We start from the raw sequence: 26,622 nt of genomic DNA, 5'->3' as shown, positions 1-26,622 counted from the left end.
TATTATCGTTGTTCATTCAGAGCTTCATGGGCTGCACATAGCCGGTCATCTCGAGGTAGCCGCGGCCCACCCGGCGGCCGTCCTGCAGGATTGTGACCGCGCCTTCCCAGTACACGGCGCCGGTCGAGCGGCGCGAATCGAGTTCCTGGTCTTGCTGCAGCGGTACCACCTGCCAGCGCTGGCCGCCCGTGGTGATCGTGGTCGCGATCGGATACGTGGCGCCGGTGCGCGGCGACTTCCAGTGCGTCTGCGGCGCGAACGCGATCTGCTCGGGCGCGTAGTGCACCACCTTGCCGGCCTTGTCGCGCCGGGTGGCGTGCGCCCATAGTTTACCACCTTGGCGGTCGCGGATCTGGAAAGCCATCAGGGCGCCGCCGTCGTCGAGGTTGGCGCCGACCCAATCCCAGCCCACGGCGTCCGGCTGCAGCGCCTCGCTCGACCATTCGTGGTCGAGCCATGCGTTGCCGGTCACCTGCGTGGCGGCCATGCCGGCGCGGCCGACCGTGCCGGACACTTCGAGGTGCGGTTCGCTGTAGTAGTAGCTCGCATGCTGGGCGCTGGGGCCCTTGCGCGAATAGCCGCCCTGGCCCTGTACCAGCACCGGCTGGGTCGGCTTCAGGCGCAGTTCGAGCGTCAGCTGGTTGGAGCGGATGGTGACGCGGTAAACGCCGTTCGCGTCACGCACCATGCGCCAGTCGTCCAGTTTCAGGTCGGTGTTCCCGGGCCGGGCCCAGGCCATGCTGAATCCTTCGCGCGCGCTGCGCTCGTCGTGCACCAGGCGGCCGACCTGGGGATCGGACAGGGCCGCGTGGCCGATTACCAGCTGGCGCGGCGCGAAGTGGCTCGGATTGGCATTGTCGGCTCCGGTGCGGCTGCGAAAGAAGGTGACCTGAAAGCCGAGCGGGCGCTTGTCGGGCGTCTCGACCCAGCCGGTGACGTACCACCACTCGGTGCGAAACTCGGGATGCGCGCCGTAATCGCGCGGGAACGACAGGCCGGCGCCAGGGGTGACCGGCGCATACACGGGCGGCGCAGCATGGGCGGACACCGACAGCAACACCAGCAGGCACAGAATAAAACGCATTACCAATCCTCTCTGACCGCGCGCACCGGACCGCCGGACAATGCCTGGCGTCCCGAGACGAGCGCGGTAGCAACCGATGCAGCAATCAGCACCGCGGCCACGCTGCCGAGCAGGGGCCAGGGCAGGTGCAAGCCCATGGTCCAGTGGAAGGACTGCGGGTTGATCACGTACACCAGGATCAGGCTGATCACCAGCCCGAGCGCGAAGCCGGCGACGACGCCGAGGCTCGTGAGCAGCCCGCCTTCGAAGGCGAGCAGCTGCAAGACCTGGCGCCGGGTAACGCCGACGTGGCGCAGCATACCGAATTCTCGCGCCCTTGCCAAAGTCTGGGCTGAAAAACTCGCCGCGATGCCCGAGAGGCCAATGGCGATCGCGATCGCCTCGAGCAGGTAAGTGACGGCGAAACTGCGGTCGAAGATCTTGAGGCTGGTGGCGCGGATGTCGCCGGGCCGCATCGTATTGAGCGACGGCCCGAACGGCAGCGCGCGCAGGCTGCCCTCCAGCGTGGCCGCGTCGGCGCCGCGCGCGCTCCACAGGGCGGCGTCGGTCACTTCCTGTTCACCCGTCAGGCGGCGGTAGTCCCCCAGCTGGATTACGACCGAGCCGCCCTGGTTGGCGTAGTCGCGCCAGGCGCCGGCGATGAAGAAGTCGGCCTCGCCGCCGCCCAGCGGCAGGGCCAGGCGCTGGCCGACGCGGGCGCCGTACAGGTCGAGCATCGCTTCCGATACCCAGGCCGGCCTGCTGCCTGCCGGGATCGCTGCGGACTCGCCGACCAGGTACAGCACGCGCGCCGGGTCGCTCGCGTCGATGTCGCGGGCGATGACGACGATCGGCGGCCGTTCGGGCGCCAATGACACGCGCCGGGTGCGCAGGAATTGCACTTTCTCGACGCCGGGCAGGCTCGCCAAGGCGGACTGCTGCTCGCGGCTCAGGAAACCGGTGCCGCCGGCATCGACCGTGCGTACGTACAGGTCGGCCGGCAGGATATGGCCCATCCAGTCGTCGACCGAGACCCGAAAGCTCGACACCATGATCCCCATCGCCACCATCAGGCTGAAGCTGGCCAGGATGCCGCCGAGGGCGATCGAGGCCTGCCCCGGCGCATTGGCCAGCCGCGCCAGCGACAGCGCCAGCACCGGCGGTGCGCTACGACGCCGCGCCAGCAGCGATTCAAGCGCGCGAAAGGTCAGCGCCGCGAAGCGCGGCATCAGGCCGATGCCGCCGACCAGCAGCAGGGCGATCGCGAGGTAGCCGAACAAGGGCAGTTCGAACACCGGCGGCGCGAACGAGAACGCGGCGGCCAGCGCCAGGCACACGAACGAGGGCCAAACCCGCGCCAGGCGCGTGAGCGGCGCTTCGTCGGCCCCGGACTTGATGGCCACCGCCGGCCGTGCGCGCGCCGCCTCCCAGGCCGGCGCCAGGCAGCCGAGCAAGGCCACGCCCAGGCCCAGCGCGAAGAACGCGATGGCGGCGCCGGGCGTGAACGCGACGTGCGGGCGGATGCCGGGGAAGTAGCCGGCGCCCAGGTCGCCGCCGAAGAAATGCAGCGCGGCCCCCGCCAGCGCGAAGCCTGCGCCGATGCCGAGCAGCGCGCCGAGCACACCCAGGCTGCCGCCTTCGAGCAGCACCTGGCGCAGCAATTGGCCCCGTTCGAGGCCCAGCACCCGCAGCAGCGCGAACTGGCTGCGCCGGCGCATCACCGACAGCGCCTGCGTCGAAAACACGAGGAAGGCGCCGGTGAACAGCGCCACGAGCGCCAGCACGGTCAGGTTGACGCGGTAGGCGCGGCTCATATTGGCGGTACGGCTTTCCTGGTCGGCGTCGTTCGGTTGGCCGACGGTGAAGCGACCCGGCCAGGTTTTATCCAGTTGGGTGGCGAGGCTGCGCTGGAAGGCCGCGCGGTCGACGCCGTCGCGCAGTTTGAGATCGACCCGCGACAGCTGGCCGAGCCGGTTGAGGCGCCATTGGGCGGCGCCGATGTCCATCACCGCCAGGCGCTGGCCGGCGCGGGCGCGCTGGACCGGTCCGGCCACGCGTAGGGATACTACTCCAGTGCCGGCGCGCAGCACCAGGGTGTCGCCGCGCCGTTTATCCAGCCAGGCCTGGGCCGCCGGCGACAGGAACAACGCATCGTCGGCCAGGATGTCGAGCCGGCGGCCTTCGTCCGTCACCCCGAGCAGGTCGGGCGAGATGGCGCCGGCGCGAAACGGGTCGATGCCGACGATGCGCAGTGCACCGTCGGCGCCCGGCACGCCGGCCTGGACGTCGAGGATGGGGGAGGCCAGCGCCACCTCGCGATGTTCGGCCAGGAAGGGGTAGACGGATTCGTCGAACAGCGGCTCGCGGCCTTGTACCTGGATGTCGGCCTGGCCCGACAGGCTCTTGACGGCGGCCGAGAATTCATTGAAGGCGGCGGCGTTGATCAGGTGGATGGCGAAGCCCATCGCCACGCCGACGGCGATCGCCGCGATGGCGACCAGGGCCCGCACCGGATGCGCGCGCCACTCGCCGAGCAGCAGCCAGCGTGACAGCAGGCTCAGGCCGGGCATTCCACCGCCAATGTCTCGGCCTGGCGCCGCACCTTGATCCGGGCCGCCTCTTTTGCGTCGCCCCGTGTTCTTGCCAGGTCTTCTTCGAGCCACTGGCGCTGCAGGCGCAGCTTGTCGCAGCGCTTGCGCAGGGCCAGCGCCGCGCGTCGGGCGCGTTCGGCGTCGCGTTCCTCGCGCAGCGTTTGCTCGGCGCGTTGCTTGTCGATATCCATGGCCAGGTCGCGCGCGCGATCCAGGCGCGCCAGCGTTTCGGGATCGGGCGGCGGGGCGGCGCGCACGGGCAACTCCGCGCCAGCGCCAGTGCAGGGACGGTCGGCGTAGGTCACCCGCCCGCCCTCATGGCATTTGTAAATGGCGCCGGCGGCCTGGCCCTGGCACAGGATGCAGGCCGTGACGATCGAGAGCAAGCGGTGCATGCGCGACTCCTGGTCATAGTATCTTCCCAGGGTTCATGATGCCGAGCGGGTCGAGCGCGGCTTTGATGGCACGCATCATGCCAAGTTCGACCGGCGACTTGTAGCGCGCCAGTTCTTCGCGTTTGAGCATGCCAATGCCGTGTTCGGCCGAGATCGAGCCGCCGCAATCGGCCACCAGGTCGTGCACGATGCGGTTGACGTCCGCTTGGTGCGCCAGGAAGGCTTCGTGTGATCCCCCGGCCGGGGGCGCCACGTTGTAGTGCAGGTTGCCGTCGCCCAGGTGGCCGAAGGTGACTGGCTGGCAGCCGGGAAAAGCCGCCTCCAGTGCGGCGTCGGCGCGCGCGATGAAGTCGGGGATGCCCGACACCGCCAGCGAAATATCGTGCTTGATGTTCTTGCCGGCCGCCGCCTGCGCCAGCGGGATGTGTTCGCGCAGCCGCCACAGGTCCAGCGCCTGCTTGTTGGAGGTGGCCGCCACGGCGTCGCTGGCGACGCCGGCCTCCAGCGCCTCGCCGATGCTCGATTCCAGTAGCGCGTGGGCGTGTGCATCCGATTCATTGCTCGAGAGCTCGACCAACGCGTATTGCGGATGGCGATCCGTGAACGGCCGCGGCAGGTCGGGAAACTGCGTCGCGACCAGGTCCAGGCAAAAAGCCGACATCAGTTCGAAGCCGGTCAGCGCCGCCCCGCAGCGCGCCTGCAGCAGGCCGAGAAGCTCGACGGCCTGGCGCGGCGAATCGAGGGCTACCAGGGCGGTGAGCGCGGCGCGCGGCGCCGGGTACAGTTTTAGTACCGCCGCCGTGATCACGCCCAGCGTCCCCTCGGCGCCGATGAAGAGCTCGCGCAGCGCATAGCCGGTATTGTCCTTGCGCAGGCCGCGCAAGCCATCCCAGACCTCGCCCTGGGCGTTGACGACTTCGAGGCCCAGGCACAGCTCGCGGGTATTTCCGTAGCGTAGGACGGCGGTGCCGCCGGCATTGGTCGACAGGTTGCCGCCGATCGTGCAGCTGCCTTCGGCCGCCAGCGATAGCGGATACAGCATCCCGGCCTCGCCCGCCGCGGCCTGCACGTCGGCCAGGATGCAGCCGGCCTCCACCGTCATGGTGCGGTTCAGGGGATCGATGGATCGGATGCGATTGACGCGCCGCAGCGACAGCACGATGGCCGCGCCCGAGGTGTCGGGGACGCTGCCCATGACCAGGCCGGTGCGGCCGCCTTGCGGGACGATGGGCACGCGCGCCGCCGCGCAGGCGGCGACGATGGCGGCTACTTGCGTGGTGTCGGAGGGGAGGACTACCGCCAGGCCGCGCCCGCTGTAGCGGCCGCGCCAATCCGCCATGAAGGGCGCCATCGTCGCTTCATCGGTAATGACGTGGGCGTCGCCGACGATCGCGCGGCAGCGACCCAAGATGTCTTCAGCCATGCGGCACTTTGACCTTGTCGAGCAACTCCTTGGCCAGGCGCTGCGCCTCTTTCTTGTACGGGCGCAGATAGAGCAGGGCGCAGAAGTAATACACCACGACCAGGGCGATCTCGCCGATGGCCATGTGGCGCGAGGCCGCGCTCTGGTCGGCCCAGGCGCGCACCACGCCTTCGGCAAAATAGATCAGGATCAGCATCGACGACCATTGCAGGGTATACAGGTCGCGCTTGATGACGCCGCGCAGCGGCAACAGCAGGGGCAAGGCCTTTAGGGCCAGCAGCCAGCTACCGGGCTGCAGGGGCGCCACGAAGGCTTCCCAGGCGACCAGCCAGCCGATCAGCCAGATCAGGCTGGCGATCGCCCCCACGTGAAAGACTTTTTTCCCTGTTCCCATCAGCGGCTTCCCTGCAGTTTCAGGGCCGCCTCTGCCAGGCGGCGACCGAGCGCAATCGTCAGCGTACGCTCTTCTTCGGTGACGGGGCGCTTGCCATCGACGCCGGCCCAGTGGGTCGCGCCGTAGGGGCTGCCGCCGCTGGCGGTGTTCATCAATTCGGGATGCGTGTAGGGCAGGCCCATCACCATCATTCCATGGTGCAGCAAGGGGATCATCATCGACAGCAGGGTCGCCTCCTGGCCGCCGTGCAGGCTGCCGGTGGAGGCGAACACGACTGCCGGCTTGCCGGACAGCGTACCATTGACCCATTCGGTCGCGGTACCGTCGAGGAAGTATTTCATGCTCGCGGCCATATTGCCGAAGCGTGTGGGCGAGCCCAGCGCCAGGCCGGCGCACTCGCGCAGGTCGTCATGGTCGACGTAGGGCGACCCCTGGTCGGGAATCCCGGGCGCGGTGGCTTCGGCCACCGATGAGACCGGCGGCACGGTGCGCAGCCGGGCCTCGGCTCCCGGCACGCTGTCGATGCCCTGGGCAATCAGCTCGGCCAGCTTGCGGGTGGCGCCATGGCGCGAATAGTAGAGGACGAGGATGCTCAGAGGGGTCGTGTTCATCCTTGGTATTATAGTGCGGTTTGTTGAACGCTTTGTTCACGCTTTGTTCACTGAAATGCTTGCGAAGATGACGAAACCGGTGAATCCAACACCATGCTGAACAAGACGGTAGAAGGGTTGTCGCGTGCCGGTGGCGAGTTCGTCAATGGCAGCGACGAGCGCGGCCTGACCTGGCCCGAGGCGCGCGACCTGGTGCGCTTTGCCGTGCGCCGCCTGCGCGAAGAGCGCCTGCCGCAGGTGGCGGGCAGCCTGACCTTCACCACGACCCTGGCGCTGGTGCCGCTGCTGACCATCGTGCTGGCCATCTTCACGATGTTCCCGGCCTTCGGCCAGGTGCGCGAGATGATCGACGCCTGGTTCGTGCAGAACCTGATGCCCAAGGCGATCGCCAGCACCATCAGCGGCAGCCTGACCCAGTTCGCCGACAAGGCCAAGGGACTGTCGGCCCTGGGCGCGGTGGCGCTGCTGTTCACGACGGCCGCCACGATGAGCCTGATCGAGCGGGTGTTCAACCAGATCTGGAGTGTGCGCCAGCCGCGCCCGCTGCCTCAGCGCCTGCTGGTCTACTGGGCCCTGCTGACCCTGGGTCCGCTGCTGTTCGGCCTGTCGATCAGCTTTACCTCGCAACTGGTGGACGTAACGGGTGGCCTGGAGCGCGATGCGTCCCTGCTCGGCACCCTGTTCTTCACCCTGGCCTCGGTGGCCGTCACCACCGCCGGCTATACCTTGCTGTACGTCGTGGTGCCGAACCGTAAGGTGGCCTGGCGCGACGCCTTCTGGGGCGCGCTGGCGGCGGCGATCGCCTTCGAGATCGCCAAGCGGGGCTTCGGCCTGTTCATCCGCCAGTTCCCGACCTACGCCATCATCTATGGCGCGCTGGCCGCATTGCCATTATTCCTGGTCTGGATCTATGTAACCTGGATGATCACGCTGGTCGGCGCGGTCCTGAGCGCGGCGCTGCCGGTGGTCAAGCACGAGCGCTGGTGGTACCAGCCGGCGCCTGGCGGCGCCTTCGTCGACGCGATGTCGGTGCTCAAGGTGTTGCACGGCAGCGCGAAGCTGAGCGGCAATGCGCTGGTCGCCGGCAGCACGATCCGCGACCATACCCGGATCGGCTACGACGAGATGGGTCGCCTGCTGGACCGCATGGTGGCCGAAGGCTGGGTCGGCCGGGTGCAGGACGACGCCCCGGCGCGGGCCCGCTGGCGCTTCAATCGCGGCGGCAACCAGGAGAACTGGGTCTTGCTGGCCGATCCGGGGGCCTTGCGCCTGGCCGACGTCTACAAGCTGTTCGTGTTCGATTGCGCGGTGGCCGAGGCGATGCAGCGCGAAGACGGCGGACCGGACACGCCGCTGGCGCTCGACGTCGGCGACCTTGCGCGCCAGGTCGAGGAGGCGGTCGAGGCGGGACTGGACCAGACGCTGGCGGCGCATTTCGGCGATCCCGAAGAAGCCGTGATGGCGGACATCGAGGCGCGCGCTACCAGCTGAACGTTCAGCCAGGCCGAAGATCAAGTGGTCTCAGCCGTTGCCTGAGCCCCGCGGGCATCCGCGGCAAAGCGGAGCAGGGCGTCGAGGACCGCGTCCGGCGTTTCGCTCATCATCGCGTGGCCGGCGTCCACGCCGACGACCCTGGCATGTTTGACCCAGCCGGTCAGCAACTGCGCCGAGCGCGGTGGCGTCATCATGTCCTTTTTGCCCTGCAAGAACAGCGTCGGGCAGGAGACCGAGGCCGCCGCTGCCTCGCCGTTGGCATACGCGTTGCAGGCGGCGAAATCCGTGTGGAACAGGCCATCCGCGCCGCGCGCCGCCATGCGCTGCATCAGGCGCCGCGCCGTGTTGATCACCGAGGTGCCCGGGCCGGCGGTCGAGGGGCCGGGCAGCCAGGAAGCATGCGACCAGGCTGCGACCATGTCGATGGCCGCGTCCTGCCCGGAGCGCGCGGCGTCCAGCAGCGTATCCGACACCCGCATCGGGTAGGTGGCGCCCAGCAGGGCCAGGGCGCTCACGCGTTGCGGCGCGATGTGTGCCGCCTCCAGCGCGATCAGCGACCCCATGCTGTGCCCGCCCAGCAGCGCCCGACTGGCGCCGGCCGTGTCGAGCACGGCGAGTACCCAGGCGGCCATGGCCTCGACCGTGGACAAGGGCGGGCCGATGCTGCGGCCGTGTCCCGGCAAATCCGGCGCCAGCACCGCGTAGCCGCGGTGGGCGAGGGCGCGGCTTTGCAAGGCCCATACCGAATGGTCGTTCTGGGCGCCGTGGATCAGCACGACGGCCGGCAGGCTTGGGTCGAAGGCCTTGCCGCCGGTGTAGCAATAGACTTGATGGCCATTGACGTCGAGTAGCATCTCAGGCTCCCTTCGCGGCCAGCTTCAGGCCACGCTTGAGGTCATCGATCAGGTCGTCCGCGTCTTCCAGCCCGACCGACAGGCGGAGCGTGCCTTCGGTGACCCCGCTGGCCGCCAGGTGCCCGGCCGGCACCCGAAAGTGCGTGGTCGATGCGGGATGGATGACGAGCGACCTGGCGTCGCCCACGTTGGCCAGATGCGAGAACACCTGCAAACCGTCGGCGAAACGGCGGCCGGCCGCGCGGTCGCCCTTCAGTTCGAAGGTGAAGACGGCGCCGCAGCCTTTCGGCAGGATACGCTGCGCCAGCGCATGGTCCGGGTGGCTGCCCTGCTCCGGATAGGACACCGACGCCACCATCGGCTGCGCGGCGAGGAACTCGACCACGCGCCGGGTATTGGCGACGTGGCGTTCCATGCGCAGGCCGAGCGTCTCGATGCCCTGCAGGATGGCGAAGGCATTGTGCGGACTCATTGCCGCGCCGAAGTCGCGCAAGCCTTCGCGCCGCGCACGCAGGGCGAAGGCGCCGACGGTCGACTCTTCGCTGAACACCATGCCGTGAAAGCCGTCATACGGCTCGCACAGGGTGGCGAAGCGGCCGCTGCGTTCATGCGCCGCCTGCCAGTCGAAGGTGCCGCCGTCGACCAGCAGCCCGCCGATCGCGGTGCCGTGGCCGCACAGGAATTTGGTGGCCGAGTGAAACAGCAGGTCGGCGCCCAGGTCGAAGGGGCGCTGCAGCCAGGGTGTGGTGAAGGTCGCGTCGACCATCAGCGGCAGGTCGTGCGCATGCGCGAGTTCCGAGATCGCCGGGATGTCGAGCACGTCGAGGCCCGGATTGCCCAGCGTTTCGCCGAACAGCAATCTGGTCGATGGCCGGATCGCGGCGCGCCAGGCATCGAGGTCGCGCGGATCGACGAAGGTGGTCTCGACGCCGAACCTGCGCAGGGTATGGGCCAGCAGGTTGTGCGAGCCGCCATACAGGGCGCGCGAGGCCACGATATGGTCGCCGGCGCCCACCAGCGTCGTCAAGCCCAGGTGCATGGCCGCCTGGCCGCTGGCGGTGGCGATGCCGGCCACGCCGCCTTCGAGCGCCGCGATGCGTTCTTCCAGCACCGCATTGGTCGGGTTCGAGATGCGCGAGTACACATGGCCGGCCTGTTCCATATTGAAGAGCGCGGCGCCGTGGTCGGAATCGCGGAAGGCGAACGAGGACGTGAAATGGATCGGCGTGGCGCGTGCGCCGGTGCTGGGATCGGGGGCGCTGCCCGCGTGCAGGGACAGGGTGTCGAAACCGGGTGGTCGGGGAGCGCTCATGCTTGACTCGTGGTGAGTGGGAATGGCGCATCCTAGCAGTTATGGCTTGTTGCGCAATCTGCGCTGCACCATCTTGAAGCCTGCCTCCCGGCAAGGGTGCACCATGATACAGCGCAACGCTGGATTTTTTGGCGAGCATAGGCTACAGTCGGTGTTATGCCTTATACAAATTTATCCAGTATCAGCAATATTGACGAAGCGGGGGTGGCGAACATGAAAGTTTCGGAAATCCTGCAAGTGAAGGGCAATATCCTGTACACCGTAACGCCTGACCAGCCGCTGGTCGACGCGGTGACCACGATGTCCGAGAACGATATCGGTTCGCTGGTGGTGATGGAATACGGCGACCTGGTCGGCATGCTGACCTTCCGCGAAGTGCTCAAGGCGCTGCACGCGAACGGCGGCGCGGTCGGTTCCGGCACCGTGCGCCGTCACATGGACGACAGCCCGATCACCGTGACCCCGGACACCGAGGTCAACGAGGTGCGCCGCATCATGCTCGAGAAGCACGCGCGCTACCTGCCGGTGATGGACGCCCGCACCCTGCTGGGCGTGATCTCGTTCTACGACGTCGCGCGCGCCGTGCTGGAAGCGCAAAGCTTCGAGAACCGCATGCTCAAGGCGTATATCCGCGATTGGCCGGCGGAGCAGAACGCGCCGGATTGAATGGTGCTGGCGCCGGATTAACCGTCGTTCCCGCGAAGGCGGGAACCTAAGTTTCTTCGCGCTGCCGCAACGGTAGATCGTATCGACGACTCGTATGACTTAGGTTCCCGCCAAGGCGCCCGGCGAGCGCGGGAACGACGTTGGTTGATGTGCCGACGACGATGCCGATCACGACATCCTTCACGCCGCGCGCGTCATCGGATTCCCCGCCAGCCACTCCAGCAGCGCTTCCGGCGACAGCGGCCGCGCATACAGGAAGCCCTGCGCCAGCGGGCAGCCGAGCTGGCGCAGGATCTGGGCCTGGCGCTCGTCCTCTACCCCTTCGGCGATCACCGACAATCCCAGGTTGCGGCCCAGCTGCACCACCATCTGCGCGATGCTGCTGCCGCGCGCCGATCCCGTGATCTCGGTCACGAAAGTGCGGTCGATCTTGAGCCGGTCCACCTGCAGTCGCTGCAGATGCGAGAGCGACGAGAAGCCGGTGCCGAAATCGTCGATCGCAATCGACACGCCGGTGCGCTTGACCTGGGCCAGCTTCTCGACCAGCAGCGCCGGTTCTTCCATCGCCATCGATTCCGTGATCTCCAGCTCGATGTAGTCTGGCGGCGCGCCCGTGTCGAGCAGCGCGCGGCGCAGCATGTCGACGAAGTGCGGATGGCGGAACTGCACCTGCGAGACGTTCACCGACATCGTGAAGTCGCGGTGGCCCGCCGCGCGCAGGCGCATCAGTTCGGCGCAGGCCTGGCGCAGCACCCATTCGCCGATCTCGACGATCAGGCCCGAGTATTCGGCGATCGGGATGAAGCGGTCGGGCGGCACCAGGCGGCCGTCGTCCAGGCGCCAGCGCAGCAGCGCCTCGGCGCCGAACGGGCGATTGGTGGCCAGGTCGACCTGCGGCTGGTAGTGCAGGAACAGCTGGCCACGCTGGAAGCCGCTGCGCAGCGCGTGCATCATGCGCACCCGCTCGCGGATCTCGACGCCCATGCTGCGCGAAAAATAGAAGTGGCCGGCGCGCTGCTGCGACTTGGCGCGCTTGAGCGCGATGTCGGCATCCTTGAGGGCGTCGGCGCCGCTGCCGTCGTGTTCCGGCAGGCGCACCAGGCCGAGCGTGGCGAATACCTGCACGTCCTGGCCGTCGATGCGGAACGATTCGCGGAACAGGGCCTGGATCTGGGCCGGCTGGACCGCGTCGGCGTCGCCCAGCACGCAGAAGATGTCGCCGCCGATGCGGCCGATCTCCAGGCCCGGCGCCAGGCGCGACGTCAGGCGCTGCCCGACCGCCACCAGCAGCAGGTCGCCGAAATGGTGGCCGAGGGCGTCGTTGGTTTCTGCGAAGTGGTCGAGGTCGACCAGGGCCAGCACCGAGGTCGCGCGGCGCGGGCCGGACAGGAGGGCGTCCAGCAGCTCGACCATGCGGGTGCGGTTCGGCAGGCCGGTGAGCGGATCGTGGAAGGCCGACTTGTTCAGGCTGGTGACCAGCTCGCAGTTGTCGAGGCACACCGCCACCATGCCGCAGAACACCTTCAGCAGGCGCCGCTCGACCTCGTCGATCGGCCGCTCGAGCGGAATGCAGGCCACGAAATCGCGGCCCGCCTTGCCCGGGAAATACATGTTCAGCAGGCCGTCTTCGGCGCCGCACTGGCGCTGGAGCAGGGTGCGCTCGGCGGCGACCGCGAACTGTCCGCTCAGTTCACGGCCATCGAGGTTGCGGCAGGCGCCGGCGGCGGCCACGGCGCGCAGGGTCTCGGGGCGGCTATGGCCGCTGTCGCGGGTGCACAGCACGCCCTCGGGCGGCTGGCCGACCAGGCGCCCGGCCTGGGCCAGGATGCCGGCCGCCACGTCGCGCACGCCGTGCAGGGCCATCAGCTCGGCGCAGGCGGCGACGATGCGCTCCATGCCGATCCGGTTGGCCTCGAGCGCGCGAATTTGCTGGTAAGATCGGATCGCGGCCGCCACCGTCGTATACAGCTTGGTGCGGGTCAGCTCGGACTTGGTGCGGTAATCGTTGATGTCGTAGCCGCGGATCGCTTCCATCTCCGGCGCATAGCCGGGCTGGCCGGTGCGCAGGATGATGCGCACGTCATGCAGGCCCAGCTCGTCGCGGATGCGGCGCACCAGCCGCAGGCCGGCGTCGGCGCGTTCCATCACCACGTCCAGCAGGATGACGGCGATATCGTGTTCACGCGCCAGCAGCTCGAAGGCTTCGCTGGCGGAATAAGCGTGCAGGAAGACCAGCGGGCGGCCCTGCATCTCGACGTTGCCGAGAGCGAAGGTAGTGGTCGAGTGCACGTCGGCATCGTCATCGACCACCAGGATCCGCCAGGCTGGACTCGGGGATGCGGCGGCGGCGGCTTCGTCGGCAAAGACGAGGTCGTCGTTGACGAGGTCATCGTCAATGCGGGCATCCTTCAGTGGTCCCGAAGGCGTAATCGATACTGGCATGTGCTACGTCTCCAGATTGGCTCGGCATGGATAACTTCAGTATATATGCAATTGTAAAAAGGCAAGGGCACGATCCGGCTCGCCAGTGAAAAATATATCCTTATGGAAACATATTTGCGACAGTCGATCGGTCGATGTTCGTTTCTGCTTGCCAGATCGCCTGTTAAAATGGTAATTCGATCAATCCGAACTCATCAATCCCATGTCCGGCAATACATTTGGCAAGCTGTTTTCCGTCACCACCTTCGGCGAATCGCATGGTCCCGCGATCGGCTGCGTCATCGACGGCTGCCCGCCCGGCATGACCCTCTCCGAGGCCGACATCCAGCCCGAACTGGACCGTCGCAAGCCCGGCACTTCGCGCCACGTCACCCAGCGCCAGGAGGCGGACCGGGTCGAGATCCTGTCCGGCGTCTACCAGGGCGTCACTACCGGCACCCCGATCGCGCTGCTGATCCGGAACGAAGACCAGCGCAGCAAGGACTACGGCAATATCGCCGAAAGCTTCCGCCCCGGCCATGCCGACTATACCTATTGGCATAAATACGGCGTGCGCGATCCGCGCGGCGGCGGCCGTTCGTCGGCGCGCCTGACCGCGCCGGTGGTCGGCGCCGGCGCCGTCGCCAGGAAGTGGCTGCGCGAGAAGTACGGCACTGAACTGATGGGGTATATGAGCGCGCTGGGCGATATCGCCGTGCCGTTCGAGGGCTGGGAACACGTGCACGCCAATCCCTTCTTCGCCGCCACCGGCGACGCGGCCCTGCTGCAGCGCATGGAGGATGCGATGGACCAGCTGCGGCGCGACGGCGACTCAATCGGCGCGCGCATCGACGTGGTGGCGCGCGGCGTGCCGGTGGGCCTGGGCCAGCCGATCTACGACAAGCTCGATGCCGACATCGCCTATGCGATGATGGGGATTAACGCGGTCAAGGGCGTGGAAATCGGCGCCGGCTTCGCCTCGGTGGCGCAGCGCGGTTCGGAACATGGCGACGAGCTGACCCTCGAGAGCTTCGTCGGCAACCACGCGGGTGGGGTGCTGGGCGGGATCTCGACCGGCCAGGACATCACGGTGTCGCTGGCGATCAAGCCGACGTCCTCGATCCGCGTGCCGCGCCGCTCGATCGACAAGGCCGGCAACCCGGCGACGGTCGAAACCTTCGGCCGCCACGATCCCTGCGTGGGCATCCGCGCGACGCCGATCGCCGAAGCGATGCTGGCGCTGGTGCTGATCGACCACGCGCTGATGAACCGGGCGCAGTGCGGCGACGTGCAGGTTGCGACACCGAAGCTGAAATAAGGCTGCGGCCAACGGCACTCGTTGGCCCATGATCCGTCGTTCCCGCGAAGGCGGGAACCCAAGTCCCTAGCGCAGCTGCAATCGCGCACCGTAGCGGCAGCGCGTGGACACTTGGGTTCCCGCCTGCGCGGGAACGACGTGCGAAAGCAAACTCAAGGAGGGGCGGCGTGGATCACCCACACCCTCGTCAAACCCGCGTAACGATCGCTTCCATCTGATGCCTGCGCTCGACCGTGCGCACCACCAGCGCGCGCAGGTCGTTGAGCAGCGAGAACTCGGTCTGGCTCAGGATCACCTGCGGGAAGGTGTCGTCCCAGTCGCCGTAGATGAAGCCCGCCGGCTGCCCGTGGGCGCACAGCGGAATGATCACGAAGCAGTGCGCCTCGGCCAGCGTGCCTTTCCACCAGCCCGGCAGCTTGGTCGCGAACTTGGTGTCGTGCGCGTTCTCGATGAAGATCACGCGGTCGCTTCCCAGCGCCGCGTGGAACACGTTCGGTTCATAGACGTCGTCGAACGCCAGGTTCGGCAGCATCGCCTTGACGTCCTCACCCAGTCCCAGGCGCGCCGAATAGCGGCCTTCGCGCCGATTGCGAAGAAAAGCAAATGAGCGCGTAAACGACAGGCCCTTGTGCATCGTCTCGAGGGCCATCGAGATCATCTGGCCGGCGGTGGCGGTGGCGCCGACGTCGCGCATGTCGGCCACGCCGCTCATCAGGATCTTGTTGCCGGCGATGCGCTTCCTGGTGGCGGCGGCCTGTTGCGCGCGTTTCTCGGCCGGCTTGGCCAGCGGCGCGATCGACAGGTCGGACGCCGCTTCCACCTTGGCCTTGTCGATCGAGGCCAGGATGCCGCTCGCCGGCAGGCCCAGCATCGGTGCGAAGCTTTCGGCCAGTTGCGCGACCTTCTCGGCGCTGGCCGCATCGTCGGCCCACAGGGCGTCGGCGGCCTGGGTCGACATGCTGCCCAGCGCGGCCAGCCAGTCCTCGTGGGCGAAGCCTTCGAAGCGCTCGCCCGGTTCGACCCGGCGCATGCCGGCCATCAGGTTGCGCGGCAGGCCCCAGTGGGCGGCGGTGGCGCGGCCGACTTCTTCCAGCGACAGGCCGAGCACCTCGTGGGCCGCGCTTTCTTCGCGGCCTTCGCCGGCGGCCTCGCGCATCCGGGTCCAGCGCTCCGGCATGTAGAAGGTCAGCATCATGCGGCCCAGCGAGTGCAGGATCGAGCACACCACGGCCTCTTCGGGGTCGCGCGAGCGGGAGTCGGCCGCCAGCTGCTGCGCCACCATCCCGGCCAGCACCGCCTTTTCCATCTCGACGTGGGCGGCTTCGGTGTCCGGGCTGCTGCGGCTCAGTTCCTCGATCAGTTTCAGGCCCAGCGCCAGGTGGCCGATCGACTCGGTGCCCAGCACCAGCACCGCCTTCGAGATGGTGTTGACGTGCTGGCCGAAGGCCGAATACATGCTGCTGTTGGCCAGGCGCAGCACCTTCTGGGTCAGCACCGGGTCGGACAGCACCGTCTGCGTCATCGAGAAGTCGCGCTCGTCCTCGCCGCGCATCGAGGCCAGGATGGCGCTGATGGCCTTGGTGAAGCCCGGCATGTCGCCCTGGCGCCGGATGCGCTCCCACAGCAGGGCGAGGGTGGCTTGCGACTTCGCCGAGTGCGGGGTGGCGGCCGGCGCAGTGGCCGCGATGCTGGCTTGTGTGGTCATGATTTTCCTGTCCGGTGGTCGGCAGGCAGAAGAGCGGTATAGAGATTTTCCTTGAGGGCGGTGACGGCAACATTGGCCGGCATCGGCTTGCCCGTCAGGTAGCCCTGGACGTAATGGCAGCCCTGGTCGTCCAGCCAGGCCAGCTGCTCCTCGGTCTCGACGCCTTCGGCCACCACAGACAGGGAGAGGTGCCTGGCCAGGTCGAGTATCGCGTTGCAGATGGCCGCGTCCTTGTTCGACGCCGGCAAGTCCTTCACGAAGGCGCGGTCGATCTTGAGCACCGAGATCGGGAAGCGTTTTAGGTAGGCCAGCGACGAGTAGCCGGTGCCGAAATCGTCGATCGCGATGCGCGCATGGCGCTCCACCATGCGCGCCAGGATGTCTTCGGCGTGCGTCGGGTCGATCATCAGCGTGCCCTCGGTGATCTCGAGCACCAGCTGGCGGCCGTCGAGGCCGGACAGCGCCAGCGCGTCGTCCAGCACGGTCAGGAAACGGTCGCTGCGGAACTGGCGCGGGCTGATATTGACCGAGATGTACAGCTCGCGCCCGGCCACTTCCTGGAACTGGCGGATCTGCATGCAGGCCGCCTTCAGGGCCCAGGCTCCGAGCAGGTTGATCAGGCCGTTGCTCTCGGCGATCGGGATGAAGCGCACCGGCGGCACCATGCCCAGGGTCGGATGCTTCCAGCGCATCAGGGTCTCGAAGCCCTCGATGATGCGGCTGCGTGCGTTCATGATCGGCTGGTAGTAGAGCAGGAATTCGCCCTCGCGCACCGCATTGAACATGGCCGCTTCGAGCGAGATGTCGTGTTGCGGCGGGCTCTGGTCGCTGGGGCTGTAGACCACGGCGCGGCCCTTGCCGGTTTCCTTGGCGCGCGACAGGGCGGCGTCGGCCAGCGTCACCAGCCGCACTTCGTCTTCGGCGTGGTCCGGGTAGACCGCCACGCCGATCGAGGCGCCCAGATAGATCGTGTGGCCGCCGGCCTCGAACGGCGACTGCAGGGTGGCCATCAGGCGCCCCGTCACGAGCTTGATCTGCGGCTCGGTGAAGGTGCCCGGCAGCACCGCGATGAATTCGTCGCCGCCGACCCGGGCCAGCGTATCGCTGTCGCGCAGGGTGCGGCGCAGGCGAACGGCCGCCATCTGCAGCACGGTATCTCCCAGCGGGTGGCCCAGGCCGTCGTTGACCTTTTTGAAGCCGTCCAGGCCGATGGCGGCGACCGCGAAGCCCTGGCCCGAGCGGCGCGCGTTGGCGATCACCATCCGGATCCGGTCCGACAGCAGCACCCGGTTGGGCAGTTCGGTCAGGGCGTCGTGGGTCGCCATGTGGCGCAGGCGCTCTTCGGTCGCATGCTGGACCGACATATCGCGGCCGATCACCAGCAGCGGTGCGGCGTCGCCGGTGGCCAGGCGCGCAATGCGCAACTCGAACCACAGGTCACGCTCGCCGGAGCGAAAGCGCGTCTCGACCAGCACCGCCTCGTGGCCGGCGGCGGCGGCGGCCAGCGCATTGCGCAGTGCGGTCTGGTCGATTTCGTGCACCAGCGACAACAGCGAGCAGCCGGCTTCGAAGCCCGACAGGCGCTGCGCGCGCGTGCCGGCCACGTGGATCGCGCCATCGGGCGCGACGCGGAACACGGCATCGCCGGCCGTTTCCAGCAAGCCGTCGAGCAGCGCCGCTGGCAGCACCGCCGCCTGCGCAGGAGCGGCGGCCGGCTGGGGCGGGGGCGCGGCGGAGGAACTGGTGTGCATGTTGTCGAGGAGCTTTCTTGCTTTCTTGTTGCGGCACGTGCACGTCATGCCAATGTCACATGTGAATCCGTGCAAGTCTACCAAACCAGAGATGACTCTATCACTGAAAAATTCCGCAAAGCATTAGAAAGCACAAGTCATGCGATGATTCCAACCTTTGTTGAGCCAGCGCAGCCTGCTTGCCCGACAAGCATGTTGGCGCTAACCTCCTTGCAGGACAGTCAAGTTTGTCACGCTATATTGTCGCTTATTCTTGATTGTAACGACGTAATAAAGTGCAATTGTGATGCCGCAATGCAACATTCGGCAATAAGCATATGTGCGTAGAGGGGAGATGATGGACCGATTCGCCACCCACGAGGTCGAGAACCAGGCGCCGCCATTCACCGGCATCAACCTGTACGCCTGCGATCCGGCGTTGCAGGAAGCGCTGCAGCGCGAGGGCGGCGGCTGGGCGGCGGCGCAACTGGACGCGCTCGGTGCGCGGCTGGGCAGCGCCGAAGTCCAGGAGCTGGCGCGCCTGGCCAATGTCCACGGCCCGACGCTGGCGAGCTTCGACCGCGCCGGGCGCCGCATCGACGAGCCCGAATTCCACCCCGCCTGGCATGCCCTGATGACCCTGATGATCGGCGCCGGCGCCCATAGCGCGCCCTGGAGCGATCCGCGCCCCGGCGCCCAGGTGGCGCGGGCGGCGCAATACCTGCTGTTCGGCCAGGCCGAGAACGGCGCCCAGTGCCCGGTGACGATGACCTATGCCGCGGTGCCGGCCTTGCGCCGCGCACCGGGCCTGGCGGCGGCCTGGCTACCCAAAATCCTGTCGCGCGACTACGATTCCCGGCCCTTGCCGGTGGCGCACAAGCGCGGAGCCCTGATCGGCATGGGCATGACCGAGAAGCAGGGCGGTTCCGACGTGCGCGCCAACACCACGCGCGCCACGCCGCTGGGGCCGGACGAGCTGCAGCTAGAGGGCGCGGCGGGCGAGGGCGCCTGGCGCATCGTCGGCCACAAATGGTTTTATTCGGTGCCGCAGGCCGACGCCCACCTGGTGCTGGCCCGCTGCGACGAGGTGGGTGAAGGCGCGGGCGCGCTCAGTTGCTTCCTGGTGCCACGTTTTCTCGCCGACGGACGGAAAAATGCGGTGTGGGTCCAACGCCTGAAGGACAAGCTGGGCAACCGCTCGAACGCCTCGTCCGAGGTCGAGTTCTGCGGCGCGCTCGGCTGGATGATCGGCGAGCCGGGGCGCGGCATCCCGACCATCCTCGAGATGGGCAGCCATACCCGTCTCGATTGCGTGCTGGGCAGCGCCGGCATCATGCGCGCCGCCCTGTGCCATGCGCTGCACCATGCACGCGGCCGCATCGCCTTCGGCCGGCCGCTGGCCGAACAACCGCTGATGCGCAATGTGCTGGCCGACCTGGCGCTGGAATCCGAGGCCGCCACCGCCTTCGCCCTGCGTCTGGCGCGCTGCTTCGACGAGGGGCAGGACCCATCCCAGGCGCTGCTGGGGCGCATCCTGACCGCCGCCGGCAAATACTGGATCTGCAAGCGCGGTCCCGGCTTCGGGGCCGAGGCGATGGAAGTCATGGGCGGCAACGGCTATGTCGAGGACGGCCCGCTGGCGCGCCTGTACCGCGAGCTGCCTGTCAATTCGATCTGGGAAGGCTCGGGCAATGTGATGTGCCTGGACCTGCTGCGCGCGCTGGGCAAATCCCCGGAAGACGCACGGGCGGCGCTGGCGGCCGAGCTTGCGCCGGCGGCGGGGCTGGACACGCGTTACGCGGACCACGTGGCGGCGCTGCTGGACGGCCTGGCGGGGCGCTTGCACGACGAAGCCGGCGCGCGGCTGCTGGCCGAGCAGATCGTGGTGGCAGTGCAGGCCGCGCTGTTGCTGCGCCATGCGCCGCCCTGTGTGGGTGAGGCGTTCCTGCTCACGCGCATCGTGCAGCCGGTGGGCGGGGCCTACGGGCGCTTGCCGGCCGCTGTCGACCTGGGGGCGATCCTGGCGCGCGCCCTCGTGTCATGATTATCATTTTTTTCACGTGCAGACCGGGACAAACGGCCGCGCGGCTGGGATAATGCGCGCTTGCATGCTTCACACAGAACTTTTGAATTCCGCCATGAAACAAGACCAGCGCTTCCCGAACCTCTACATCCTGAACCACCCGCTGATCCAGCACAAGCTGTCGCATATGCGCGAGCACGACACCTCGACCCGCACCTTCCGCGAACTGCTGCGCGAGATCACGCTGCTGATGGGATACGAGATCACGCGCGACCTGCCGCTGACGACGCGCTCGATCAAGACCCCGCTGGTGACCATCGATGCGCCAGTGATCGCAGGCAAGAAGCTGGCCGTGGTGCCGATCCTGCGCGCCGGCATCGGCATGAGCGACGGCCTGCTGGAACTGGTGCCGTCGGCGCGGGTCGGCCACATCGGCGTGTTCCGCGACCCGGAAACCCATGAGCCGGTCGAGTACATGGTGCGCCTGCCGGATACCGTCGACCGTACCTTCATCCTGTGCGACCCGATGGTTGCCACCGGCAACTCGGCGGTGCATGCGATCGACGTGCTCAAGAAGCGTGGCGTGCCGGACGAGCAGATCCTGTTCCTGGCGCTGGTGGCCGCGCCGGAAGGCGTGCAGGTGGTCCAGGATGCGCATCCGAACGTCAAGCTGTACGTCGCCTCGCTCGACTCGCACCTGGACGATCATGCCTACATCATCCCGGGCCTGGGCGATGCGGGCGACCGCATCTTCGGCACCAAGTAAGCGCCGGCGATGGCAACCGTGCAGCCGGCCGACCAGCAGTTCTTCGCGCGCCTCGCCGAACTGAACGAGAAGTTCGCGGCGCGGCTGCCGTCGACCCTGGAGCGCCTGGCGGCGCTGTCGCAGCAACTGGAGCGCGCCGGCGAGCCGGCCTTCGACGTCGCGCCGGCGGCGAACGAGGTGCAGGCCATGCTGCATACGCTGGCGGGCTCGGCGGCCACCTTCGGCTTTCGCGGCCTGGGCCACCATGCACGCCTGCTGGAACAGCGGCTACGGGTGCTGCGCGCCTTCGATGTCGTGGCCGCCACGGAGTGGCAAGCCTGGCGCGCGGAACTCGACGAATACATCCGCACCGCGCATCGCGATCCAACATCCCTCACCTGAGCCGTTGCAGGGGCGCTCATTCGTGCGCGGCGCTACGCAAGCGGCATGCGCAAACGTGCGGCAGAGCGGAATTTGATTCATCGCAAACATTTGGTCGGGTGTTGCGCCTATATTTTCCCTCGTACGGGATAAAACGCGCGCTCCCCTATTTATTGAATTTGAGAATCGTTGCGGTCAGGCGGTTTTTTTATTTAACGAATAGGGTGCGCGTCGGATTTATTCGGTATAATACGGGATCGTTGGGTTCGAGGTAGTAGTGCAGTCTGTCTGTCATTTCTTTCTTGCTTCTTCAAACGATCTGAAACGGGCGCAAGCCCAACTAACCGAAATAGGAAATTGTAATGGCAACTGGCATCGTTAAATGGTTCAATGACTCGAAGGGCTTCGGCTTCATCACCCCTGATGAAGGCGGCGAAGATCTGTTCGCGCACTTCTCGGCTATCCAGAGCAACGGCTTCAAGTCGCTGCAGGAAAACCAGCGCGTTTCGTTCGACGTGACCACCGGCCCTAAGGGCAAGCAAGCCTCGAACATCCAGCCTCTGTAATAGCCTAAGGGCTTTACGAGACAAAAATCCCCGGAATTGCCGGGGATTTTTTTTGCCTGTACGTCCCATCGCTCCCCACGCGGGCCGCACCGGTTGCGTCAGGGATGGCGCCAGTAATCCGGCGCGGCGTAGCTGCGGCGCAGGAAATCCACGAAGGCACGGATGCGCAGCGGCAAGTGGCGGCGCTGGGCGAACACGGCGTGGATGTCGTTGCCGGGCGCCGCGAAGTCGTCCAGCACGGTGACCAGTTCGCCGCGCGCGATCTGCCCGCCCACTTCCCACATCGAGCGCCAGGCCAGGCCCTTGCCGGCCAGCGCCCAGGCATGCAGCACGGCGCCGTCGTTGCACACCATATTGCCTCCCACTTTCAGGGTCACCGGCTTGCCATTATCCATGAAGGTCCAGCCGCGCTGGCTGCCTTCGCTGCTGATCGGCAGGCAGTTGTGGCGCGCCAGGTCGGTCAGCTGGCGCGGCTGGCCGTGGCGCTTGAGATAGGCGGGAGTCGCCACTACCACGCGCCGGTTGTCGGCCAGCTTGACCCCGACCAGGTTCGAGTCGTCGAGGCTGGCGATGCGGATGGCCACGTCCACGCCCTCGGCCACCAGGTCGATCACGCGGTCGGACAGGTTCAGGTTGATGGTCACGTCGCGGTGTTCGGCCAGGAAGGAGGGCAGCAGCGGCGCCAGGTGCAGGCGGCCGAAGCCGGCCGGCGCCGACACCGTCAGGTGGCCCGACGCGCGCATGCTGTGCTCTGAAATGGCCGACTCGGCGTCATTGACCTCGCCCAGGATGCGCTGGCAATCCTCGAGGAAGGCCGTGCCCTCGTCGGTCAGGACCAGCCGCCGCGTCGTGCGCTGCAGCAGCTTGACCCCGAGCCGGGCCTCGAGCGCGTCCAGCCGGCGGCCGATCATGGCCGGCGCGATGCCTTCGGCGCGCGCCGCGGCGGACAGGCTGCCGCGCGCGACGACTTCGACAAAGGTCGCCATCTGGGTGAATTTACCCATGTTGTTTACCCGCTCCTGCTTCTTATTTGATACAAAAACACACGGATGCTGTGAGAATTTGTATGGTTTAGCGCTATTTAGGTGAATATACTTGATGCAAAGACAAACGCCAAGAAGCGCCCTCGTCGGGTGCGGCGTTGCACGCATTGTTCATCAAACTCAGGAGGCAATATGTCCCTCACCATCCCCGCAGGCATGCAGATCACGGGCGAGATCAAGCCCGGCTACGAGAACATCCTGGTGCCGGAAGCGCTCGCGCTCGTGGCCCAGCTGGCGCGCGCGTTTGCACCGCGCCGCCAGGAATTGTTGGCCTTGCGCGCCGAGCGGGCGCGGCGGCTCGACGCCGGCGAGCGCCCGGACTTCCTGCCCCAGACCGCCCACATCCGCGACGGCGACTGGCGCATCGCGCCGATCCCGCCGGCGCTGGCATGCCGGCGCGTGGAAATCACCGGTCCGGTCGAACGCAAGATGGTCATCAACGCGCTCAACTCGGGCGCCGACAGCTATATGACCGACTTCGAGGATTCGAACACGCCCAACTGGGACAACCAGATCCAGGGCCAGGTCAATCTGGTCGATGCAGTCCGCAAAACGATTTCGCTGGAACAGAACGGCAAGTCCTACCAGCTCAATGACAAGGTGGCGACCCTGATCGTGCGTCCGCGCGGCTGGCACCTGGACGAAAAACACGTGCTGGTCGACGGCCAGCGCGTCTCGGGCGGCATCGTCGACTTCGCGCTGTTCATGTTCCACAACGCGAAACAATTGCTGGCGCGCGGCGCCGGCCCGTATTTCTACCTGCCGAAGCTGGAATCGCACCTGGAAGCGCGCCTGTGGAACGACGTCTTCGTGATGACCCAGGATGCGCTGGGCCTGCCGCAGGGCACGATCAAGGCCACGGTGCTGATCGAGACCATTCTTGCCGCCTTCGAGATGGACGAGATCCTGTACGAGCTGCGCGAGCACAGCGCCGGCCTGAACGCCGGCCGCTGGGATTACATCTTCTCGTGCATCAAGAAGTTCAAGCATGATCGTGACTTCTGCCTGGCCGACCGCGCCAAGGTGACGATGACGGCGCCCTTCATGCGCGCCTATGCGCTGCTACTGCTCAAGACCTGCCACGCGCGCGGCGCGCCGGCCATGGGCGGCATGTCGGCCCTTATTCCGATCAAGAACGACCCCGAAAAAAACGAGATCGCGATGGGCGGCGTGCGCACCGACAAGGCGCGCGACGCCACGGACGGCTATGACGGCGGCTGGGTCGCGCACCCCGGCCTGGTGGGCTTGGCGATGGAGGAGTTCACCAAGGTGCTGGGTGACCGGCCGAACCAGTTCGAGAAGCAGCGTCCGGACGTCGAAGTGACGGCGGCGCAATTGCTCGATTTCCAGCCCGAGACGCCGATTACAGAGGCCGGCCTGCGCTACAACATCAATGTCGGCATCCACTACCTGGGCGCCTGGCTGGCCGGGAATGGCTGCGTGCCGATCCACAACCTGATGGAAGACGCGGCGACCGCCGAGATCAGCCGCTCGCAGGTGTGGCAGTGGATCCGCTCACCGAAGGGTGTGCTGGAGGATGGCCGCAAGGTTACGGCGGATATGGTGCGGGATATGATTCCCGAGGAACTGGAAAAGGTGAAGGTGGTGGCGGCGGACGGGACGCATGCGAGCTACGAGCGGGCCGCCGTCATCTTCGAGGACATGTCGACATCGGATGACTTCGCCGAATTCCTGACGTTGCCGCTGTACGAGGAGATTTGATTTATATATGGTTGGCGGCATGGTCGCCAACCATGCGATAAATCAGAACGTATTCTTCCATTCGCGCAGCGCCGCGAAGGCGTCGACCTGCCCGGCGCCCGGCGCCAGGCGTCCCGCCTCGACCAGGCTTTGCACGATGCGCGCCTCGCCTTGCCGCAGGAAGGGATTGGTCGCCCGCTCTAGGCCGACCGTCGACGGAATGGTCGGCTGTCCGGCCTCGCGCCGCGCGCTGTCGGCCTGCACCCGCGCATCGAGCGCGGCGTTGCCCGGTTCTACCGCCTGGGCGAAACGCAGGTTCGATAGCGTGTATTCGTGCGCGCAATAGACCAGCGTGTCGTCCGGCAGCGCAGTGAATTTCCCGAGCGACGCCATCATCTGCTGCGGCGTGCCTTCGAACAGCCGTCCGCAGCCCGCGCCGAACAGCGTGTCGCCGCAAAACAGCAAACTGGCGCTTGGATCACGCCGCACATAGGCGATATGGCCAAGCGTATGCCCCGGCACGTCCAGCACGTCCAGGGTGAGATCCAGCCCCGGCACGTCGATGCGCTCACCCTCGCCGAGCGGATGCGTCACCAGCGCGATGCCGTCGTTGCGTGGCCCGAACACGGGCACGTCCCACTCCTGGAGCAGGCCCGGCACACCCCCGATATGGTCAGCATGGTGATGGGTGAGTAGAATGGCGGTCAGGCGCAGCTTGTGCGCGGCCAGCGCGGCCTTGACCGGCGCGGCGTCGCCCGGGTCGACGATGGCTGCGTTGCTGCCGTCGTGAATGAGCCAGAGGTAATTATCTTTAAAGGCAGGAAGCGTCAATATCGCGAGATGAGCCGCGAGCTGAGTGCGCAGAGGAGTCGTCATGGTGAACCGTGGGGTAATGAGGTGGCATGGATAGCGCATCCGAAAAATCCATTATAGCGCTCGACAACTGGCTGCAATCGCCAGCGGGCGCCTATGTGCGCGCGTTCGAGCAAGCCTGCCTGGACGAGCTCACGGTGGATATCTTTGGCTTCAATGCGCTGCAGATCGGCGTGCCCCAGCTCGATGCGCTGGCGGCCAGCCGCATGCCCAATAAATGGCAGGCGGCCACGCGCACCTCGCATGCGGACGAACTCGCGTTCGCCGCGGGCGGCAAGCAGATCGCAGTCGCGGTCGACTTCGAGGAATTGCCGTTCGCCACCAGCAGCATCGACCTGGTGGTGCTGCCGCACGTGCTGGAGTTCGCCGCCGAGCCGCACCAGGTCTTGCGCGAAGTCGAGCGGGTCTTGATTCCGGAAGGGCAGGTGATCATCTGCGGCTTCAATCCGGCCAGCCTGTGGGGCATGCGCCAGGGCTTCCGGCGCGTCACGCAAAGCGACTACCTGCCCGAGTCCGGTGAATTCATTTCTTTGCCGCGCCTGAAAGACTGGCTAAAATTGTTGAATCTGGGCGTGACACGCAGCCATTTCGGCTGCTACGCCCCGCCGTGCCGCACGGCCCACTGGCTCAGCCGCTTCTCGATGATGGAATCGGCGGGCGGACGCTGGTGGCCGTATCTCGGCGCGGTCTACGTGGTGCATGCGATCAAGCGGGTCAAGGGCATGCACATTATCGGTCCCGCATGGAACAAGAAAGCGAGCAAGCGACCGGCGGCAGTGCCGGCCGCGAACAGGAATGAGCGAACAACAAACGAGTGAAGCGGGCACGACGCAGGTCGAGATTTTTACCGACGGCGCGTGCAAGGGCAATCCAGGCACCGGTGGCTGGGGCGCGCTCCTGGTCTCGAACGGCCACGAGAAAGAAATCTTCGGCGGCGAGCCGAACACCACCAATAACCGCATGGAATTGCGCGCCGTGATCGAGGCGCTTGGCGTGTTGAACCGTCCCTGCAAGATCGTGCTGCACACCGACAGCCAGTACGTGCAGAAGGGGATCTCGGAATGGATCCACGGCTGGAAGGCGCGCGGCTGGAAGACGGCGGCCAGGGAGCCGGTCAAGAACGACGACCTGTGGAAGGCGCTCGACCTGGCCCAGCAGCAGCACGCCGTCGAATGGCGCTGGGTGCGCGGCCACAATGGCCATCCGGGCAACGAGCGGGCCGACGTGCTGGCCAATCGCGGCGCGGCCTCGGTCCGGCGCTGACCGTTTCAGCGCCGGAAGGCAGGGGCGGGTTTTGCTATACTCTGGTCCGC

Annotated in this window: 23 protein-coding genes; 10 read left to right on the top strand and 13 right to left on the bottom strand. The window is 67.0% G+C overall.

From position 1 onward, the window contains the following. Positions 1-16 precede the first annotated feature (16 nt). Genes AC3A6F_RS15370 through wrbA form a run of 6 tightly spaced genes read right to left on the bottom strand, consistent with a single transcriptional unit; the run spans position 17 to position 6,477 of the window. Positions 17-1,084, bottom strand: a complete 1,068-nt coding sequence (locus tag AC3A6F_RS15370) for a lipocalin-like domain-containing protein (RefSeq protein WP_487682157.1) — start codon at positions 1,082-1,084, stop codon at positions 17-19. Continuing rightward, positions 1,084-3,633 carry an FtsX-like permease family protein gene (locus tag AC3A6F_RS15365; RefSeq protein WP_487682155.1) on the bottom strand — a complete coding sequence of 850 codons (2,550 nt, stop codon included), beginning with the start codon at positions 3,631-3,633 and terminating at the stop codon, positions 1,084-1,086. Before AC3A6F_RS15365 ends, AC3A6F_RS15370 begins: the two co-directional genes overlap by 1 nt. Beyond that, a complete protein-coding gene (locus tag AC3A6F_RS15360; RefSeq protein ID WP_487682153.1) occupies positions 3,621-4,049 on the bottom strand; it encodes a DUF4124 domain-containing protein in 429 nt (142 codons plus the stop codon). Before AC3A6F_RS15360 ends, AC3A6F_RS15365 begins: the two co-directional genes overlap by 13 nt. A gap of 13 nt (positions 4,050-4,062) precedes the next feature. Next, positions 4,063-5,472: an FAD-binding oxidoreductase gene (locus AC3A6F_RS15355; protein WP_487682151.1), complete on the bottom strand. Its 1,410-nt coding sequence runs from the start codon at positions 5,470-5,472 to the stop codon at positions 4,063-4,065. Beyond that, on the bottom strand, positions 5,465-5,866 hold the full coding sequence (locus tag AC3A6F_RS15350; RefSeq protein ID WP_487682149.1) for a DUF2069 domain-containing protein: 402 nt from the start codon (positions 5,864-5,866) through the stop codon (positions 5,465-5,467). The genes AC3A6F_RS15355 and AC3A6F_RS15350 overlap by 8 nt, the downstream gene beginning before the upstream one ends. Continuing rightward, positions 5,866-6,477 carry an NAD(P)H:quinone oxidoreductase gene (gene wrbA / locus AC3A6F_RS15345; protein ID WP_123071120.1) on the bottom strand — a complete coding sequence of 204 codons (612 nt, stop codon included), beginning with the start codon at positions 6,475-6,477 and terminating at the stop codon, positions 5,866-5,868. The genes AC3A6F_RS15350 and wrbA overlap by 1 nt, the downstream gene beginning before the upstream one ends. 93 nt (positions 6,478-6,570) lie before the next feature. Between wrbA and AC3A6F_RS15340 the strand changes: the two genes are divergently transcribed. Beyond that, the gene (locus AC3A6F_RS15340; protein WP_487682146.1) at positions 6,571-7,968 is read left to right on the top strand and encodes a YihY family inner membrane protein; all 1,398 of its coding nucleotides are present in this window, start codon (positions 6,571-6,573) and stop codon (positions 7,966-7,968) included. 20 nt (positions 7,969-7,988) lie between these two features. Here the strand turns inward: AC3A6F_RS15340 and AC3A6F_RS15335 are convergent, their stop codons facing one another. Further along, positions 7,989-8,825 carry an alpha/beta fold hydrolase gene (locus tag AC3A6F_RS15335; protein WP_487682144.1) on the bottom strand — a complete coding sequence of 279 codons (837 nt, stop codon included), beginning with the start codon at positions 8,823-8,825 and terminating at the stop codon, positions 7,989-7,991. Between the two features lies 1 nt (position 8,826). After that, positions 8,827-10,137 (bottom strand): O-acetylhomoserine aminocarboxypropyltransferase, encoded by a 1,311-nt coding sequence (locus tag AC3A6F_RS15330; protein WP_487682142.1) that lies wholly within the window; start codon positions 10,135-10,137, stop codon positions 8,827-8,829. Positions 10,138-10,350: 213 nt separating this feature from the next. Between AC3A6F_RS15330 and AC3A6F_RS15325 the strand changes: the two genes are divergently transcribed. Then, positions 10,351-10,803 carry a CBS domain-containing protein gene (locus AC3A6F_RS15325; RefSeq protein ID WP_137176105.1) on the top strand — a complete coding sequence of 151 codons (453 nt, stop codon included), beginning with the start codon at positions 10,351-10,353 and terminating at the stop codon, positions 10,801-10,803. Positions 10,804-10,983: 180 nt separating this feature from the next. Here AC3A6F_RS15325 and AC3A6F_RS15320 read toward each other — a convergent pair whose 3' ends face one another. Further along, a complete protein-coding gene (locus AC3A6F_RS15320) occupies positions 10,984-13,245 on the bottom strand; it encodes a GGDEF/EAL domain-containing response regulator (protein WP_487682140.1) in 2,262 nt (753 codons plus the stop codon). A 202-nt stretch (positions 13,246-13,447) separates the two neighbouring features. Here AC3A6F_RS15320 and aroC point away from each other — a divergent pair, with 202 nt between their 5' ends. Then, entirely contained in the window at positions 13,448-14,542 is a 1,095-nt protein-coding gene (aroC, locus tag AC3A6F_RS15315; RefSeq protein ID WP_487682138.1) for a chorismate synthase, read from the top strand. 187 nt (positions 14,543-14,729) lie between these two features. Here the strand turns inward: aroC and AC3A6F_RS15310 are convergent, their stop codons facing one another. After that, positions 14,730-16,247 (bottom strand): HDOD domain-containing protein, encoded by a 1,518-nt coding sequence (locus tag AC3A6F_RS15310; RefSeq protein ID WP_487682136.1) that lies wholly within the window; start codon positions 16,245-16,247, stop codon positions 14,730-14,732. Then, positions 16,244-17,998 (bottom strand): putative bifunctional diguanylate cyclase/phosphodiesterase, encoded by a 1,755-nt coding sequence (locus AC3A6F_RS15305; RefSeq protein WP_487682134.1) that lies wholly within the window; start codon positions 17,996-17,998, stop codon positions 16,244-16,246. The genes AC3A6F_RS15310 and AC3A6F_RS15305 overlap by 4 nt, the downstream gene beginning before the upstream one ends. 337 nt (positions 17,999-18,335) lie before the next feature. Between AC3A6F_RS15305 and AC3A6F_RS15300 the strand changes: the two genes are divergently transcribed. The 4 genes from AC3A6F_RS15300 to AC3A6F_RS15285 all read left to right on the top strand — a co-directional run bounded on the left by AC3A6F_RS15300 (position 18,336) and on the right by AC3A6F_RS15285 (position 21,692). Beyond that, positions 18,336-20,021, top strand: a complete 1,686-nt coding sequence (locus AC3A6F_RS15300) for an isovaleryl-CoA dehydrogenase (protein WP_487682827.1) — start codon at positions 18,336-18,338, stop codon at positions 20,019-20,021. A gap of 94 nt (positions 20,022-20,115) precedes the next feature. Continuing rightward, the gene (gene upp / locus AC3A6F_RS15295; protein ID WP_487682133.1) at positions 20,116-20,766 is read left to right on the top strand and encodes a uracil phosphoribosyltransferase; all 651 of its coding nucleotides are present in this window, start codon (positions 20,116-20,118) and stop codon (positions 20,764-20,766) included. Between the two features lie 9 nt (positions 20,767-20,775). Beyond that, positions 20,776-21,147, top strand: a complete 372-nt coding sequence (locus AC3A6F_RS15290) for an Hpt domain-containing protein (protein ID WP_487682131.1) — start codon at positions 20,776-20,778, stop codon at positions 21,145-21,147. Positions 21,148-21,488: 341 nt separating this feature from the next. Next, the gene (locus tag AC3A6F_RS15285; RefSeq protein ID WP_137176112.1) at positions 21,489-21,692 is read left to right on the top strand and encodes a cold-shock protein; all 204 of its coding nucleotides are present in this window, start codon (positions 21,489-21,491) and stop codon (positions 21,690-21,692) included. Positions 21,693-21,790: 98 nt separating this feature from the next. Here AC3A6F_RS15285 and AC3A6F_RS15280 read toward each other — a convergent pair whose 3' ends face one another. After that, the gene (locus AC3A6F_RS15280) at positions 21,791-22,696 is read right to left on the bottom strand and encodes a LysR family transcriptional regulator (RefSeq protein ID WP_487682129.1); all 906 of its coding nucleotides are present in this window, start codon (positions 22,694-22,696) and stop codon (positions 21,791-21,793) included. Positions 22,697-22,867: 171 nt separating this feature from the next. Between AC3A6F_RS15280 and aceB the strand changes: the two genes are divergently transcribed. Further along, positions 22,868-24,457 carry a malate synthase A gene (aceB, locus tag AC3A6F_RS15275; protein ID WP_487682127.1) on the top strand — a complete coding sequence of 530 codons (1,590 nt, stop codon included), beginning with the start codon at positions 22,868-22,870 and terminating at the stop codon, positions 24,455-24,457. Positions 24,458-24,499: 42 nt separating this feature from the next. Here the strand turns inward: aceB and gloB are convergent, their stop codons facing one another. Beyond that, positions 24,500-25,312, bottom strand: coding sequence for a hydroxyacylglutathione hydrolase (gloB, locus tag AC3A6F_RS15270; protein WP_487682125.1), 813 nt, complete (start codon positions 25,310-25,312; stop codon positions 24,500-24,502). 26 nt (positions 25,313-25,338) lie between these two features. On the opposite strand from gloB, the gene AC3A6F_RS15265 reads away from it, so the two are divergent. Beyond that, positions 25,339-26,127, top strand: a complete 789-nt coding sequence (locus AC3A6F_RS15265) for a class I SAM-dependent methyltransferase (protein WP_123070907.1) — start codon at positions 25,339-25,341, stop codon at positions 26,125-26,127. Then, positions 26,105-26,572, top strand: a complete 468-nt coding sequence (rnhA, locus tag AC3A6F_RS15260; protein ID WP_487682123.1) for a ribonuclease HI — start codon at positions 26,105-26,107, stop codon at positions 26,570-26,572. The genes AC3A6F_RS15265 and rnhA overlap by 23 nt, the downstream gene beginning before the upstream one ends. The last annotated feature ends 50 nt before the right edge of the window (positions 26,573-26,622 follow it).

The sequence above is a fragment of the Massilia sp. Soil_C_3 genome (genome assembly GCF_057657035.1).
The sequence above is the reverse complement of the archived record's forward strand: the minus strand, read 5'-3'. Positions and strand labels throughout refer to the sequence as shown.